General features: G+C 39.1%; 9 protein-coding genes, 2 tRNA genes, 1 other RNA gene and 1 pseudogene. 5 read left to right on the forward strand and 8 right to left on the reverse strand.

What is annotated here, in order from left to right; genetic code table 11:
- Positions 1 to 52: 52 nt before the first annotated feature.
- Positions 53 to 1,471: a 3'-5' exonuclease family protein gene (locus H3U82_RS09640; protein ID WP_198210358.1), complete on the reverse strand. Its 1,419-nt coding sequence runs from the start codon at positions 1,469 to 1,471 to the stop codon at positions 53 to 55.
- 237 nt (positions 1,472 to 1,708) lie between these two features.
- Between H3U82_RS09640 and H3U82_RS09645 the strand changes: the two genes are divergently transcribed.
- Together H3U82_RS09645 and H3U82_RS09650 are read left to right on the forward strand one after the other, a co-directional pair.
- Positions 1,709 to 1,785 (forward strand) — tRNA-Arg (locus tag H3U82_RS09645).
- Positions 1,786 to 1,792: 7 nt separating this feature from the next.
- Positions 1,793 to 1,867 (forward strand) — tRNA-Glu (locus H3U82_RS09650).
- A 106-nt stretch (positions 1,868 to 1,973) separates the two neighbouring features.
- On the opposite strand, the gene H3U82_RS09655 is transcribed toward H3U82_RS09650, so the two are convergent.
- The 3 genes and pseudogenes from H3U82_RS09655 to H3U82_RS09665 all read right to left on the reverse strand — a co-directional run.
- On the reverse strand, positions 1,974 to 2,702 hold the full coding sequence (locus H3U82_RS09655) for an SIMPL domain-containing protein (protein WP_198210360.1): 729 nt from the start codon (positions 2,700 to 2,702) through the stop codon (positions 1,974 to 1,976).
- Between the two features lie 118 nt (positions 2,703 to 2,820).
- An RNA gene (gene ffs, locus H3U82_RS09660) (signal recognition particle sRNA small type) lies at positions 2,821 to 2,918 on the reverse strand.
- Between the two features lie 295 nt (positions 2,919 to 3,213).
- A pseudogene (locus H3U82_RS09665) lies at positions 3,214 to 4,450 on the reverse strand (DEAD/DEAH box helicase); the annotation flags it as partial.
- Positions 4,451 to 4,880: 430 nt separating this feature from the next.
- Here H3U82_RS09665 and recA point away from each other — a divergent pair.
- Positions 4,881 to 5,930, forward strand: a complete 1,050-nt coding sequence (gene recA / locus H3U82_RS09670) for a recombinase RecA (RefSeq protein WP_025329915.1) — start codon at positions 4,881 to 4,883, stop codon at positions 5,928 to 5,930.
- Positions 5,931 to 6,240: 310 nt separating this feature from the next.
- Positions 6,241 to 7,716: an anthranilate synthase component I gene (trpE, locus tag H3U82_RS09675; RefSeq protein WP_198210363.1), complete on the forward strand. Its 1,476-nt coding sequence runs from the start codon at positions 6,241 to 6,243 to the stop codon at positions 7,714 to 7,716.
- Positions 7,717 to 7,853: 137 nt separating this feature from the next.
- Here the strand turns inward: trpE and modD are convergent, their stop codons facing one another.
- The 4 genes from modD to lepA form a co-directional block, all read right to left on the reverse strand.
- Positions 7,854 to 8,699: a ModD protein gene (gene modD, locus H3U82_RS09680; RefSeq protein ID WP_198210364.1), complete on the reverse strand. Its 846-nt coding sequence runs from the start codon at positions 8,697 to 8,699 to the stop codon at positions 7,854 to 7,856.
- Positions 8,700 to 8,796: 97 nt separating this feature from the next.
- Positions 8,797 to 10,530, reverse strand: coding sequence for an ABC transporter ATP-binding protein (locus H3U82_RS09685; RefSeq protein ID WP_198210365.1), 1,734 nt, complete (start codon positions 10,528 to 10,530; stop codon positions 8,797 to 8,799).
- Positions 10,523 to 12,355, reverse strand: coding sequence for an ABC transporter ATP-binding protein (locus H3U82_RS09690; RefSeq protein WP_198210366.1), 1,833 nt, complete (start codon positions 12,353 to 12,355; stop codon positions 10,523 to 10,525). The genes H3U82_RS09685 and H3U82_RS09690 overlap by 8 nt, the downstream gene beginning before the upstream one ends.
- A 662-nt stretch (positions 12,356 to 13,017) precedes the next feature.
- The gene (lepA, locus tag H3U82_RS09695) at positions 13,018 to 14,814 is read right to left on the reverse strand and encodes a translation elongation factor 4 (protein WP_198210367.1); all 1,797 of its coding nucleotides are present in this window, start codon (positions 14,812 to 14,814) and stop codon (positions 13,018 to 13,020) included.
- 134 nt (positions 14,815 to 14,948) lie between these two features.
- Between lepA and H3U82_RS09700 the strand changes: the two genes are divergently transcribed.
- Positions 14,949 to 15,386: a MerR family transcriptional regulator gene (locus tag H3U82_RS09700; RefSeq protein WP_084551112.1), complete on the forward strand. Its 438-nt coding sequence runs from the start codon at positions 14,949 to 14,951 to the stop codon at positions 15,384 to 15,386.
- The last annotated feature ends 206 nt before the right edge of the window (positions 15,387 to 15,592 follow it).

The following is a 15,592-nucleotide window of genomic DNA, read 5'->3' on the forward strand; positions in this document are numbered from 1 at the left end:
TAAAAAATCAGGCTGTAGCAAAACTTTTGCTACAGCCTGATTTTTATTTTAATTAGCGTATAAATTCGATATTTTCCGGTTTTTTCAATCTCTGTTTAAGTAGTTTAGGTAAAAGAGGATGAAAATACCAGTGCTGGTCATCCAGCCGGATACAGCCTGCCTGAGCCTCAATCGTCACATTCGTATCAGTTACGGCATCTGTTTCAGTAACACGTATCTGATGCCATTTTCCCCAGTCGCAAATCGGTAACAATGGCGCATATTGGATAACTTTGTCATTTTGTTCATCCATAGCTGTTTCTTTACGACAGTGACCATCACATAAATGAGCAGCCTGTTTCGGACAAGGCTCATGAGTGCTGATGCTTTGCGGCAGAATATCCAGTACCGCTGGGCACAGATCATAGCGGCGTGCCCAGTCAGATAATGCACGTTTTGCTGCACGCGGATGAGCAAATAATCCATAAGGCGGATGTTGCAATATTCCTTCCTGTAGCCGAATAATTCTTGCTTGTAATTGTCCGCGCTGATTGGCTATAAAAGAAACCGTATACCAGTTAGCTGGTGAGGAAGATTTGGATAAATGTGTTTGTGTTTGTGGGTGTAACTGATAGTAACCATATAGCCATAATGCATGCAAAGAGCTGACTGCGGGAATAAAATTAATTTCTGTAGTATTTTTCCAGTAGTTTTGTGTATTTTGGCGCTGAAACTGTATACATATATCGGTAAAAGCCCGTTCCACTATCATTAAAGATTCAGGCTGATTCGGAGTATGTTGTAACAGAAGCCCAGAGCTGTCTGGCAGTGCATATAATTGCTGACGTAATCCAGGTTTAAGCCATGCAGGGAAATAACCCGGTTTAATCATTGTCCGCCACTGAGACAGCCAATGGGCATTATCATGCTCACGCAAGCTGCGCTGTAAAAACTCAGTTAAAGCAAGAACGTCACCCATGGCACGATGGCGGTCGGCTGCGTTCAGATCAATTTCGAAACGTGCAATAATGGCATCCAGATTATGTTTAAAATGCTGTGGGTATAATTTGCGTGAAAAGGGGACTGTATCAAGTGTTGGTGCTGCAAAATTAATATTATTGCGTGCAAAAGCATGACGCAAAAAAGTGTAATCAAAGCGACTATTATGTGCGACCAGAAGGTGTCCGCGCAGTAAAGGTAGAAGCTCACCTGCAATGTCGGTAAAGCTCGGTGCATCCTGCACCATTTCATTGCTGATACCTGTTAACTTAGTAATAAAATCGCTGATTGGCTGCTGCGGATTAACCAGCCATTGATGTCGGCTGATACAACCCTGATGAAAACGTAAAATAGCGATTTCAGTAATCCGGTCCTGAGCGAAATGGCCACCGGTGGTTTCAAGATCGACTATGGCAACAGGCAGAGGCAGCGTACAAAAAACCGCTGCCAGCTCGGCAAATGCAGCGGCGTCATCGTTGGTAACAATACTCATGACGCAAATAACTAACGCTTAAAAAATAGTCATTCTATACTAAAATGCATGTTATGGAATAATGCCTTTATACTAAGAAGTTTAATGAATTTATATAAACACTATCTATACAGGTCTTCAGAATTTAAATATGAATTTATCTGTCGATAAAACAGTATATTGCTTAATATTGCTATTTTTTAATTATGACTGGTCTTGACAGTAATGCCGATGTTACCTATACTGCACATCTTTCTCGCACCCGTAGCTCAGTTGGATAGAGTATCTGGCTACGAACCAGAGGGTCGGGCGTTCGAATCGCTCCGGGTGCACCAAGTTTCCGCGCCCATCGTCTAGCGGTTAGGACATCGCCCTTTCACGGCGGTAACCGGGGTTCGATTCCCCGTGGGCGTGCCAGTTAATAAGAAAAGCCAGCTTTTTAAGCTGGCTTTTCTTTTATCCAGATTTCTGTTCAGAATTCATAAATTTATTAAACTAATTTAAGTAAGAGTGACTGGTTTTTTTATTCAGGTAGTCCGGTTATCTGAATTTTTCCATTAATGTTTAATGTGAGGTGAGTTTCACCGGCTGCAATATCCTGAACCGGAGCAGAGCCGGCTGTACGGCTTAGCATCATAGGTTGAGCATAGGCTGCATAATTCTGGGTAGGTTGGCCATTGCCTAAATTTATATTCACTATTTTGTATCCATGACCGCCTAGTTCATGAGTAATTTGTGTTGCACGCTCCTGAAAACGGGCAATGGCCTGTCGGGTTAATTTTGTTTCATAGTTGTTCAGTGTTGTATCCGCAACCTGATAATTTATAGCTTCAATGGTTGCCAGACGCTGTACTGTAGCAGCGAACTGATTTAAAGTCGCTAAATTTGTACTTTTAATCTGTATCAGAGCACTGTCCTGCCAGCCATTATCGATGCGTTTATCTTTTTGATAATCAAATCTTGGCTCAACCGCACGCGTTAATTGTGTGGTATTAAAATCAGCATGTCGGTGTGCATTAGCCAGAATCTGATTCAGTTGACTGGTAACTTTATTGCTGATCTGCTGTCTGTCCGCTCCCTGTTGCTGAATCTTTAATACCAGCACCATTTCATCCCGGGTAACGGTTTGCGACGCCTGTGCACTCAGTTCTACTACACCATAATTTAATTTTATTTCTTCTGCCAGACTGCTACTTGTTGAATATACAGATAGTAATACTATGAAGATATATGAAATAAAGCGGCGGTTCATTGTACAAACCTTTGTCACAATATAATTAAAGCAGATTAGCAAGGTGACAGATTAAATACAATAATTATTTGATAATAATGGGAAAAGATGAGGAATATACAGAGAATTTAGAAATAAGGGTGGCGAGCCAAACCCCCGGCACTGGTCGCTTTAAGATGGGCTGCTTGCTTCCGCACCTGACCCGTTGTCCTAAATAACCATGCGGGGAGACCCGCCACAGCGCGGTATTATACCGGTAGTTAGACTAATTCCCAACTATTTTCTTAATTTTAATACAAACAAAAATAGCTATTGTTAAAACAATAGCTATTTCAAATAATTAATCGCAAAAATTAAAGGCTGATTTTGGTTTTACGTACACCATAATCCGGTTGAAGCAGAGCGCATTGCGGATGATTATGACGGCTGAAACGGCGCGCACGTCCCGGAATTTGCTGACAGCTGACACTTACGTCATTACTATCCTGAGTTCTGCCTGTCTGATTATTTGCATTAGCCTGATTGGCTTTAGCTGCTCGTTCACGCTGACGCGGTTTATCACTCTCAACTTTAACCGAAGAAGTCTGTGACGCTTTATTTTCAGCGGGTGCCTGTTCCCACCAGCGTGGTTCAAAGCCTTCAATGCGTTCAATTTGCAGGTTATTCTGAGTTAATTCTTTTATTGCATTAAATACTTTTTGTTCCTGCTCATCCATCAGGGAAATAGCTACCCCTTCAGCGCCGGCACGACCGGTACGTCCGATACGATGTACATAATCTTCGGCATTCAAAGGTAGCTCATAATTGATTACAAACGGAAGTTCAGCAATATCCAGACCGCGTGCCGCTACATCCGTAGCCACCAGAACACGCAAACCGCCTTCCTTGAATTGTGCCAGTGTTTCCAGACGTGTTTGCTGGGATTTATCGCCATGAATGGCTTGTGCACTTATTCCGCGGCGGTTCAATTCGCGATTAACCTGATCAACACTTTGCTTAGTATTACAGAATACAATTACCTGATTCATGTTCAGATCACAGATCAGCCGCTGCAGAAGTGAACGCTTGCGTCCGTTATCCAGTGCAATAATATGCTGTTCCACATTGGCAGAAGTGGTATTTTGTGCCGCTACCTGAATTTTTTCCGGATTATGCATAAAATCCTGAGCGAGCCGCTGAATGGCCGGTGCAAAAGTTGCTGAAAACAGTAAAGTCTGACGCTGTGATGGCAGCATTTGCATGATTTTGCGGATATCGTCAATAAAGCCCATATCGAGCATTCGGTCTGCTTCATCCAGAACCACAATTTCTACTTTGTTTAGCTGGATATTTTTTTGTTGTACGTGGTCAAGCAAACGTCCTACTGTAGCAATAACAATCTCGCAGCCCTGACGTAAATCCTGTTTCTGAATCTCCATATTCATCCCGCCAAACAGCACAGTCTGGCGTAAAGAAAGATTTTTCAGATAACCCTGTACATTCTGATCAATCTGGTCAGCCAGCTCACGGGTTGGCGTCAGTACCAGCATACGCACAGGATGCATTGCCGGAGATGTACTGGTATTAGCATAGCGTTTCAGTCTTTCCAGACTTGGCAGCATAAAGGCTGCAGTTTTTCCTGTGCCTGTTTGTGCGGCAGCAAGTAGGTCCATACCTGCCAGTGCTTTCGGAATAGCCGCATACTGTATAGGTGTAGGTTCGTGATAACCTTGTTCTGTTAGCGCAGAAACAATTTCCTGAGATAAACCCAGGCTGGCAAAAGCATTCATTTTGACAACCTCCAGTTGTTGTCTGCAAATACATACAACTGTTACGAATTGGATAGAATAGATGACTGTTCAAATATCATTATTTTTAGAAAAGCACCATAACGGCAGATGGTAATCATTGATGTTATGGTTATTGTGACAAAATAGTCACTAATGTAAACCAATAGTGTATCATCTTTATCAACCCGTTATAAACCTGACTGCTATCTGGCTAAAATTAAATAAAAATTCGTAAATTAGCATTTGAATGAAGTCATTACAGCTTTGTATAACCTTTTGCAGACGGGCATTCAGCTATTAAGTAACAGATAACAAAATCGTATAATTCAAATAGATAGCATAAATAAGCTTTTGCTAAACATCTAATCATAGGCTTATGAGATAATTAACTTTATTAAGTTAATCATACAGTACAAGCGAGCATATCAATATGTCAGATGAAAAAAGCAAGGCTTTGGCTGCGGCACTGGCGCAGATAGAAAAGAATTTTGGTAAAGGTTCCATCATGAAAATGGATGGCAGCCATACCGATGAAAATCTCGAAGTAATCTCTACCGGTTCACTCGGACTGGATCTGGCTCTGGGTGTGGGTGGTTTACCACGTGGTCGTATCGTAGAAATCTACGGACCGGAATCTTCCGGTAAAACCACGTTGTGTCTGGAAGCCATAGCACAGTGTCAGAAAGATGGTGGTGTATGTGCGTTTATCGATGCCGAGAATGCCTTTGACCCGATTTACGCCCGTAAACTTGGGGTAAAAGTTGAAGAATTACTGGTATCACAACCTGACACCGGCGAACAGGCTCTGGAAATTTGTGACATGCTGGTTCGCAGTGGCGGGGTGGACATGGTTGTTGTTGACTCGGTTGCAGCTCTGGTACCCAAGGCTGAAATTGAGGGCGAAATGGGTGACAGTCATGTCGGCTTGCAGGCTCGTCTGATGAGTCAGGCTTTGCGTAAACTCACTGGTAACATCAAAAAAACCAATACTCTGGTTATTTTCATTAATCAGATTCGTATGAAAATCGGTGTCATGTTTGGTAATCCTGAAACCACTACTGGTGGTAATGCACTGAAATTCTACTCATCTGTACGTCTGGATATCCGTAAAATCGGCCAGATTAAAAAAGGTGATGATGTCATTGGTAATGAAACACGCGTTAAAGTAATCAAAAACAAAGTAGCTCCGCCATTTAAACAGGCTGAGTTCGATATTTTGTATGGCGAAGGTATCAGCTGGGAAGGTGAGTTGATTGATATCGGCGTTAAGCTAGGCATTGTTGAAAAATCAGGTGCATGGTACAGCTACAATGGCAGTAAAATAGGTCAGGGTAAAGACAATGTACGTCAATGGTTGAAAGATAATCAGGAAATAGCCGACGAAATTAATCTTAAAATTCGCAATAAAGTAGGTATCACTGCTCAGAATACCGAAGGGCAGTTGGATGATACTGATGGTGAAATGCCTGCCGAAGACTAAACGGGTCTGTTTTAAAAAGCTGCTTAGCTACACTAAGCAGCTTTTTTATTAGCTTATATAAGTTAAAAATCGACTGGAAAATTCTGGATAGTATATAGTTCAAAGGAAGGTAATTGCGTATGGAATAAGCAATACCATTGATAATACGGAAATGAGTTGCAGAGTCAGAGACCATTCCATTACTTTAGGTATACATCTGATAAATGCTTTTAAAGCGGATTTAAGTTATGATATTGAAAAGGAAAATAGTACTATTTGTAAAAATTTCCGATCAGAAACCACACCTTTTAAACAACACCAAGCATAAATCATGATCACTTTAGCTGAATATCAGCAACAAATGACTGCCGGCTATACTCATATTCCATTAGTACAGGAAGTGCTGGCAGATATGGATACACCATTGTCACTTTACCTGAAACTGGCAAATAAACCATTCAGCTATTTGCTGGAGTCGGTAGTAAATGGTGAGCGTTTTGGTCGATATTCTTTTATCGGTTTGCCCTGTGATACCTATATTAAAATATCCGGACAAAACACAAGGGTATACCAGAAAAATCAGCTAATAGAAACGCATCAGGGTAATCCGCTGGAATTCATTAAAACATTTCAGAACAGATATAAAACTCCTGATATTCCTGACCTGCCAAGATTTACAGGCGGATTGGTAGGTTATTTCGGATATGAAACCATTTATCATTTTGAACAGATAGCCCACCGGCTGAAGCAGGCAGACAAACCTAATCCGATTGGTGTGCCTGATATTTTTCTGCTGCTTTCATTAGAGCTGGCGGTTGTGGATAATTTATCAGGCAAAATTTATCTGATTGTTTATGCCGATACCAGTAAAAAAGATGGTTATCAGCAGGCCAGAGCACGTTTAGAAGAGTTACGCACCGCGCTGCGTCAGAGTGTGCAGTTGCCATTGTCACTTGGCAGTGAATTAACTGAGCCAGTGACAGAAACTGGCGAAGAGCAATATAAAAATTATGTTAAACGGGTGAAAGAGTACATTCTCAATGGCGATTGTATGCAGGTTGTCCCCAGTCAGCGTCTCAGCATGCCTTTTTACGATAATCCATTAAGTCTGTACCGTGCTCTGCGTACTTTGAATCCTTCCCCTTATTTATTTTATTATCATTTTGACGACTTCTATGTGGTAGGATCTTCTCCGGAAATTCTGGTAAGACGTGAACAAAGCAGCGTTACCGTACGTCCTATTGCCGGAACGCGTCCTCGGGGCAGAACACCAGACGAAGATCAGGCACTGGCACAGGATCTGATAAATGATCCCAAAGAAGTGGCCGAGCATGTCATGTTAATTGATCTTGGACGCAATGATGTCGGACGCATTAGTAAAATCGGTCAGGTAAAAGTTACCGATAAAATGATTATCGAACGCTATTCTCATGTAATGCATCTGGTATCCAATGTTGAAGGTGAATTACAGGATGGAACATCGAATCTGGATGTACTGGCTGCCACCTTTCCGGCCGGTACGCTTTCAGGCGCGCCAAAAGTACGTGCTCTGGAAATCATCGAAGAACTGGAGCCAAACAAACGCGGTGTTTATGGCGGAGCAGCCGGTTATCTGAGTTTTTCCGGAGATATGGATTTATGTATTGCTATTCGTACTGGTGTTGTCAGAAACAATACACTATATGTACAAAGTGGTGGCGGTATCGTCTTTGATTCAGATGAAGAACTGGAATGGCAGGAAACTCAAAATAAAGCCAGAGCAGTAATCAGAGCAGCACACATGGTGCAGCAGGGTCTGGATAAGTAAAAGCAGATAATTAGTCACTTACAATAAACTATGGTTGATGCGCTATTATTTATAACTATTCCATCATCCATAGTTAAATGCCGTCGCCAATACTATGCAGTAAACCATCAGCTAATCATTTAAAACACAAATCAGCATTAAACTGGTTGCAATTTCACTTTAATATCTGCCGGCGGGGCATAATAGGGCGCAGAGGTAACCAGTAATTGCGCTCCCGCACGAACATATTCCGCTATATTTAATAAAGTGACGCCACCGGCAGCAGACAATAAACTCATTGGCGCTAATATTTGCTGTTTTGCCAACACCATCGCAAATTCTTCCGGCGTAAATTTATCCAGCTGTACAATATCTGCCTGTGCTGCCAGTGCTGCGAAAGCCTCTTCGATATTATCTGCTTCGACAATAATTTTCTTTTCCGGCGCAGCATACTTTAAACGCGTTACCATAGCAGCCCAATCATCCGGCTGTGCATAAAAATGGCGGTGATTGGCAAACAGCAAAACAGACTCAGCTGTGCCGGCACGATGTAATATTCCTCCGCCATCTATTACAGCCGCAATAGCCAGAGATTTCGTACCGGGAATACTCTTACGCGTGCAGGCAATTTGTACCAGCGGATTAATCTCATGTGCACTAGCCAGCATTTGCGCCATATATTGTGCTACACCACTGCACCATTCCAGTACATTCTGTGCCACCTTCCAGCCCTGATGCAGATTTTCAGCTTGACCAAAAGCGGTTAACAGTACGGTTTCAGCATTAACATCAGCACCGTCTTGTTCTTGTATCACTACTTCCAGCCCAAGCTTCTGCAACAGCCTGGCTGCAATGGCTACACCACTAACCCTGCCAGCTTTCTGGCAACAGAATGTCATTTTTCCAGCCTGCCGGCCAAAACCTAAAGCACGGGTGGTTAAATCACCATAAGCGATATCATCGAGTAATAGTTTATCCAGCTCAGCATCAGATAAATAAAACATGGTATTTCCCCGTTAAATGAATGACTGCAACCTGCGCCTGTTTCTTATCAGTTATATTGCTATAGCATATACCGATAATTATGAGAAAAATAATTAATCAATAATTAACAGATAATGCTTGTTTTTGAAAACTATAAAGCTTAGTAAATAAACCATTATTGTTCATCAAGTCTTGATAATTACCTTGTTCTGCAATTGAACCTTTATCCAGAACAATAATATTATCCGCACCGATAATCGTTTTTAAACGATGAGCAATAACGATTACAGTTCTGTCTTTGACCAGACTGGCGATTGCTTCCTGAATATAAATCTCATTTTCAGGATCCAATGAGGCGGTAGCCTCATCAAGCAAAATAATAGGAGCATTTTTTAATAATGCTCTGGCAATTGAGATTCGTTGCCTTTCACCACCTGATAATTTACTGCCGTTTTCACCTATTAAGGTATTCCAGCCATCAGGTAATCGGGCAATTAGTTCATCACATCTGGCTATTTTAGCGGCAAGTTTGACTTCTTCATCAGACGCATTATGCCTTCCAATGCGAATATTGTTCATAATCGTATCATCAAACAATACCACCTGTTGGAAAACAAAAGCCATTGAATGCATCAAAGTTTCAGGGTCAATTTGCTTAATATCGAGATTACCAATGGTAATCCTCCCCGAATTTACATCCCAAAAGCGTGCAATCAATTGTAATAAAGTGCTTTTACCACTACCTGATGGTCCAACTAATGCTGTCATTTTTCCTTCTGGAATAGTGCAGCTTAAATTATTAATAACGTTTATTTGATTGTAGGAAAAATTAACATGATCAATATTGATAGTATGATTAGCAAAAGTCACATCTTCTTTTCCTTCCATAATAGACTCAGTTTGTAAACTTCTCATTCTATCGATTGAAACAAGCATATAAAACAGCTCGGGTAATAATGTCAAAATAGAAATCAGAGGGCTATAAATTCGTGAACTGATAATAACAAAGGCAATAAAAGTAATTGGATCTAAGCTGCCAGAAACCATCAGCGAAACACCGAGTAAAACCACTATGCCTAAACCGACTTGTAATGTCATAGTAGACAAAGTGACAATAATTCCTCCTATTCCTTCAAACTTAATTGATGCCCACATCATTTTTTTTAGGGCTTTATCCAGACGTTGGAATTTTTTACCACTTATTCCGTAACCTTTGATGATTTTGATACCATCCAGATATTCCTGAACTTCGTCGGAAACAATTAATTTAGCCTGAACATGTTTTTCACCAAATTTTTGTTCAAGTCTTTTACCAATAACAACAATAATAATAGAAATCGGCAGAGTACAAAAAATAGCACCAGCCATCCGCCAATCATAAAATGCCAATAAACAACAAGTTATCAGACTGCTGATTGAATAACCGATTAATTGAGGTATCACATGGCTAAGCATGTTCTCAATAACGGCACAATCACCCATAATATTAGCCGTAAGTTCAGAAAGATCTTTTCGATTAAAAAAACTAAGCGGTAGTTTGCGGATTTTTTCAGCAACTTCAATTCGGGTATTGGCAGCCTGACTAACAGCATTAGCGTAAGTTTTTTCATATTCTCTTTTATAACAAAATAAGAATAATAAGGCTGAAACTACGCCTGCTCCAGCCATAATCCATAAGTAATTTATATTTACAGGAATTTGGTCAGTTAATGGCTTAATTAGCAGGATAATTATCTGTAATAAAATGACAAACGGTAACATTAATGTCAAATTAGAGATGATACAGGCGATAATAGCTTGATTAAGATTTTTATTCTCTGCATCAGACAACATCAATAATTTTTTAAACATATGCCACCTCATCATCTTGACCAGACTGATGCAATTGCCAATTTAATGTTTGTTTATAGTATTGCCACATTTTGTAATAGGTATGATGCTTATCAATTAGCTGCTCATGCGTTCCTTTTTCAACAATTCGACCTTTATCTAATACCACAATTTGATTTGCATCTTTTATTGTTGATAAACGATGAGCAATCATAATAACGGTTTTACCCTGCATCAAAACTTTCAAGGCAAGCTGAATTTTGTATTCATTTTCAGGATCAGCAAAAGAAGTGGCTTCATCAAGAATTAAAATAGGTGAGTTTTTTAGTAATGCGCGGGCGATTGCTAAACGTTGCATTTCACCGCCTGAAAGATGCAGTCCTTTAGTACCTATTACCGACTGATAGCCGTCTGGCAGCTTTTCAATAAATTCGTGACATTGTGCAGCTTTAGAGGCGGCAATAACTTCATCTAACCGGGCATCGGGTTTGCCGATTTTAATATTATCTAAAATAGTTTGTTTAAAGAGAAAAACATCCTGAAACACAAAACTCACTAACGACAATAAATACTCACTTTTCATTTGCTTAATATCTACACCACCAATCGTTATCGAACCTTCATCAGGATCAAAGAAGCGGGGAATAAGCAGTGAGACTGTACTTTTACCACTGCCGGAAAGCCCAACCAGAGCAGTAGTTGTTCCTTGTTTTGCCGTAAACGAAATGTGACTTAGCGCATTATTCTCTGAAGCCTCACTACCCTGAATCTTATTGTAGGCAAAGGTAACATCATTAAAACCAATATCATAACGATTTACTTCTAAACCGGATTCGGGTTCAGCTAAAGGTTTTACGTTTAAAACACTATCCATATTTTCAACGCTTTTAACTGCTTTTTGAAGGCCTTGAGAAACATACATCAGTTTTAAAAAAGGCGCTGGTAATGCCAGTGAGAAAATTAAATAAAAAATAGAAGCTAAGATAAAATTTGCATAATTATCTACAGAACCGAGTAAGAAAATTATTACCGGGAGAATAAAAAGATAGATGTTATTTAATATCAGCAGAAAAAATGCCATATGATATTTAAAACAATCAGTAAACTTAAGGCAAAATACTTGATACGCTTTAATTGACTCATAAAAGCGTTTAAATGAGAAAAAGGTTTGATTAAAAGCTTTTACAACAGCAATACCACGAATATATTCAACTGAAGCATTACTCATATCAATAAGTCGATTTTGAAACTCCTGCATATGGTTTTTAATATCTTTACGACGGTAGCCGCTTATCAAAACAATATAAGCCAAAATAATGGGTACCAGCGTTGCCAACCCTAAACGCCAGTCAAAAACAGCTAAAATAATTAAAATGATAATCGGAGTCGCAAACGAACCAACCATATCAGGGAGTTGATGAGCAATAAAAATTTCTATCTTTTCAATATCATCATCAACGATTTTTCGTAACTCTCCACTCGAATGTTCAGTATAAAATCCTAATGGTAAATATGATAAATACCGAACGAAATTATATTTCAAATAGTAGAGCGTTTTAAACGCAGCAATATGCGAGAAGCAGAGTGCAAGGAAATTAAAAAATAGCGACAATGCAGCCGCAATAAAAGCCAGCCAACCATAATGAATAATAAGCCCGTTATTTAATACGTCCTTATTGACTAAACTCATTATTATTTCGTAAACAATATAATAAACCGAAATAAAAGGGATAAAAGCAGTAGCAACACTTAAAACTGAAAATAAACAAGATAAAATAATTAAAATTTTATTTTTAAAGGTGAGTTGCCAAAGTCGAGAAGCAGGACTGTAATTACACGGTTTCATTAAATGAGTACCTTATTAAAGTAATAATAATCATTATCATTTATTATGTATAAAATAACAATTCTTTTTATAAAACAAACAATATCATGGAGTGTGTTAATAAAATAGTAGGCCTTTAGTGCAACAAATTTTGCACTGGGCCATGATTTTGAGCTGATTCGTGACCACAATGGAAAAGATTGCTCTACTTCTTAAAACTATCTTAATGACGAACAGTTGATTAAATAATTAACTCAGTTAAATTATCGAGCAGAGTTTTTTATTGCATTATGAGAATTTATTTTGATCTCGTTAGAAAATAGATTTCTAACTGGAACGAGAGGATATATTAAAAGTTGTACTACGATATTCAATGAACTCTATTTGATTAATTCATGACAATTTATTTTGTTTTTAGTTGTCAATAATTCCTAATAAAGATAACAGATTGCCAGTGATGTTCTTATTTTATAAGCTATATCTATATGGTATATAACCATTGATAATTTTGTCGTATATAACCTTTACCTGAAAAGGATATCTATCTAAATGAAATTCAGGTACAAAAAATGTAAGCTAAAACAGTTAATACTCAAAGTATTATTTTAATAGCTGTAGAAAAATTAAGAGGGTATAGAAAAAGCATACCCTCTTAGTTTTAAATTGACAGAGATAAATACTTATCAGCTAATATCCAGCACCGCATGGAACGCAGCTTGAGGAATATCTACACCGCCAAATTTACGTTGTCTGACTTTATTATCCTTTATATTTTTAGCAATTTTTCTCTTTTTGGATAGAGAGCCGGAATATCCTTTTCCGGTTACGCTTTTGCGTAAGGGCGGAATATCCTCACGCGCAATAACTCTGTTTTCAACCACAGACTGAACTGGCATGGGATATAACTTGCGCGGAATCACGTGCTTCATTTTCAGAGCTATTTGCTTACCGCGTTCAAAACTACTGCTGCGCGGTAAAATAAATGAAAATGCATCTACTATTTCATCATTCAGCCAGATATCCATTTTCACTAGATCAGACGCAATATAACATCTGTCGCGGTAATCAACTGAAGCATAACCATGCGTGATGGATTTTAATGAATTGAAAAAAGTATAGGCAATTTCAGAAATCGGCAGCTTAAAAAATAGTTCCGCCATTTTATTATTGAGGTAGGTCATATCAACGAATATGCCACGCTTTTCCTGGCACAGATTCATAATTTCGCCAATATTTTCCACAGGAATAATAATGGCTGACTCAATAAAAGGTTCTTCAATGGAAGCTATTTTTTCAAAACTCGGTAACAATGTCGGATTATTTACCGTTATTACCTGGCCATTCGTAAGCGTTACCCGGTACTCAACACTAGGAAACGTAGAAATAATTTCAATACCATGCTCCCGTTCCAGTCTTTCCTGAATAATTTCCATGTGCAAAATACCTAGAAAGCCACAACGAAAGCCACTGCCAAGTGCCAGAGAATTTTCCTGCTGATAAACAAAGGCCGAATCATTCAGAGCCAGTTTTTCTATCGCATCGCGCAGCTTTTCCTGTTCCTCATTTTTAATAGGAAACAAGCCTGCATATACCATGGGTTTAACATCTTTATATCCGGGTACGGGCGGAGTGTCTGGTGCATTAATATCAATTAATGTATCACCAACTTTCACATTGGAGACCACCTTTATATTAGTAGAAATATAGCCTACCTCGCCCGCAACAAGCGTTTCAACAGACCTCATTTCAGGCAAAAATACACCAATCTGTAATGCTTCAAACTCCAGTTCACTTTTGATCATTTTAATTTTCTGACCAGTAGTCACCGAACCATTGAAGATACGGACATGCAGAACCACACCACGATACATATCGTAATGCGAATCAAAAATTAAAGCCTGAAGAGGACGATCCTGCTCACCACTAGGTGCCGGTATTTCTTTAACAATAGCATTCAGAATATTATCGACTCCGGCCCCTGTTCTGGCCGAAGCCAATATAATATTGTCCAGATTAATCCCATCCAGCTCTTCGAGCTCTTTGGTAACACGTTCTACATCCGCATTTGGCATATCAATCTTATTGATAACCGGAATAATCGTTAAATTCTGCTCCTGCGCTAATTTTAAATTAGCAATAGTCTGAGCCTGTACTCCCTGTGTGGCATCAATCACCAATAATGCCCCTTCACAAGCGGCTAAACTGCGGGAAACTTCATAGGCAAAGTCAGTATGACCGGGCGTATCAATCAGATTAAGTTCATATTCAGCCTGATCTTCGGCCTGATAGTACATACGCACAGTCTGGAGCTTAATAGTAATACCGCGCTCTCTTTCAAGCTCCATATTATCTAATAATTGCTCTTTCATTTCTCTTTCGCTGACCGTTTTTGTCATTTCAATTAACCTGTCAGCCAGCGTAGATTTACCATGATCAATATGAGCAATAATACAAAAATTTCTAATATTATTTAGGTTCATATTCCCATTCTTTCAGATTTTATTCATTTAATAGGCATTAAATGTAATAATTAGAGTAACTCGAAGTCAAGCTTAATATCCCGTCTTTACTAATTATGATATTTTGTTGATTTATAAAACTAAAGAGGTAAAAAATGGTGGATTTACAGGATTGTATTTTATCAATAGCCAATAATGGGCAGTTAAGCCTCAAACCCAAATATTCCGTAACCGAAGCGGCCCAAATTCTTGGATTATCAGCACATACTCTGCGCTATTACGATTCCCTTAATCTATTCCCGTTCTTACAGAGAGATCAGCATGACAAAAGATTTTTTTCAGATGCAGATTTACAATGGGCAAAATTAATCGAATGTTTACGCAATGCCAATATGTCCATAAAAGATGTTCAACACTATGTAGAGCTCTGTTTGCAAGGAGACAAAACACTGGATCAGCGGCTGAATATAATTAGCCAGCAAGAACAAAAGCTGCTCGACACCGTGGAAACATTAAAAAAGCAAATAGCATTGTTGAGATTTAAAAAAGAATACTATGAAAATGCTAAACTCAAAAATGACATTGATAAATAGTACTGTCATCTAGTCACAAGTAAAAGGAAACAGAGGCTATAAACAAGTCATCATCCCTATCGGCAGATAGTGGAGTCAAATAAAACCGCAAAACTGAGTCAAAGGAGCAAAAAATAAACTTAGGAAAAACAGTTGAGTGAAGAGAAAGTCAAAAATAAATGCAGGCAGGAGTTGACAGGGGATTTGTGGAGGCGTATAGTTCGCCT

This window comes from Snodgrassella sp. W8132, from assembly GCF_016100865.1.
GTDB lineage: Bacteria > Pseudomonadota > Gammaproteobacteria > Burkholderiales > Neisseriaceae > Snodgrassella > Snodgrassella alvi.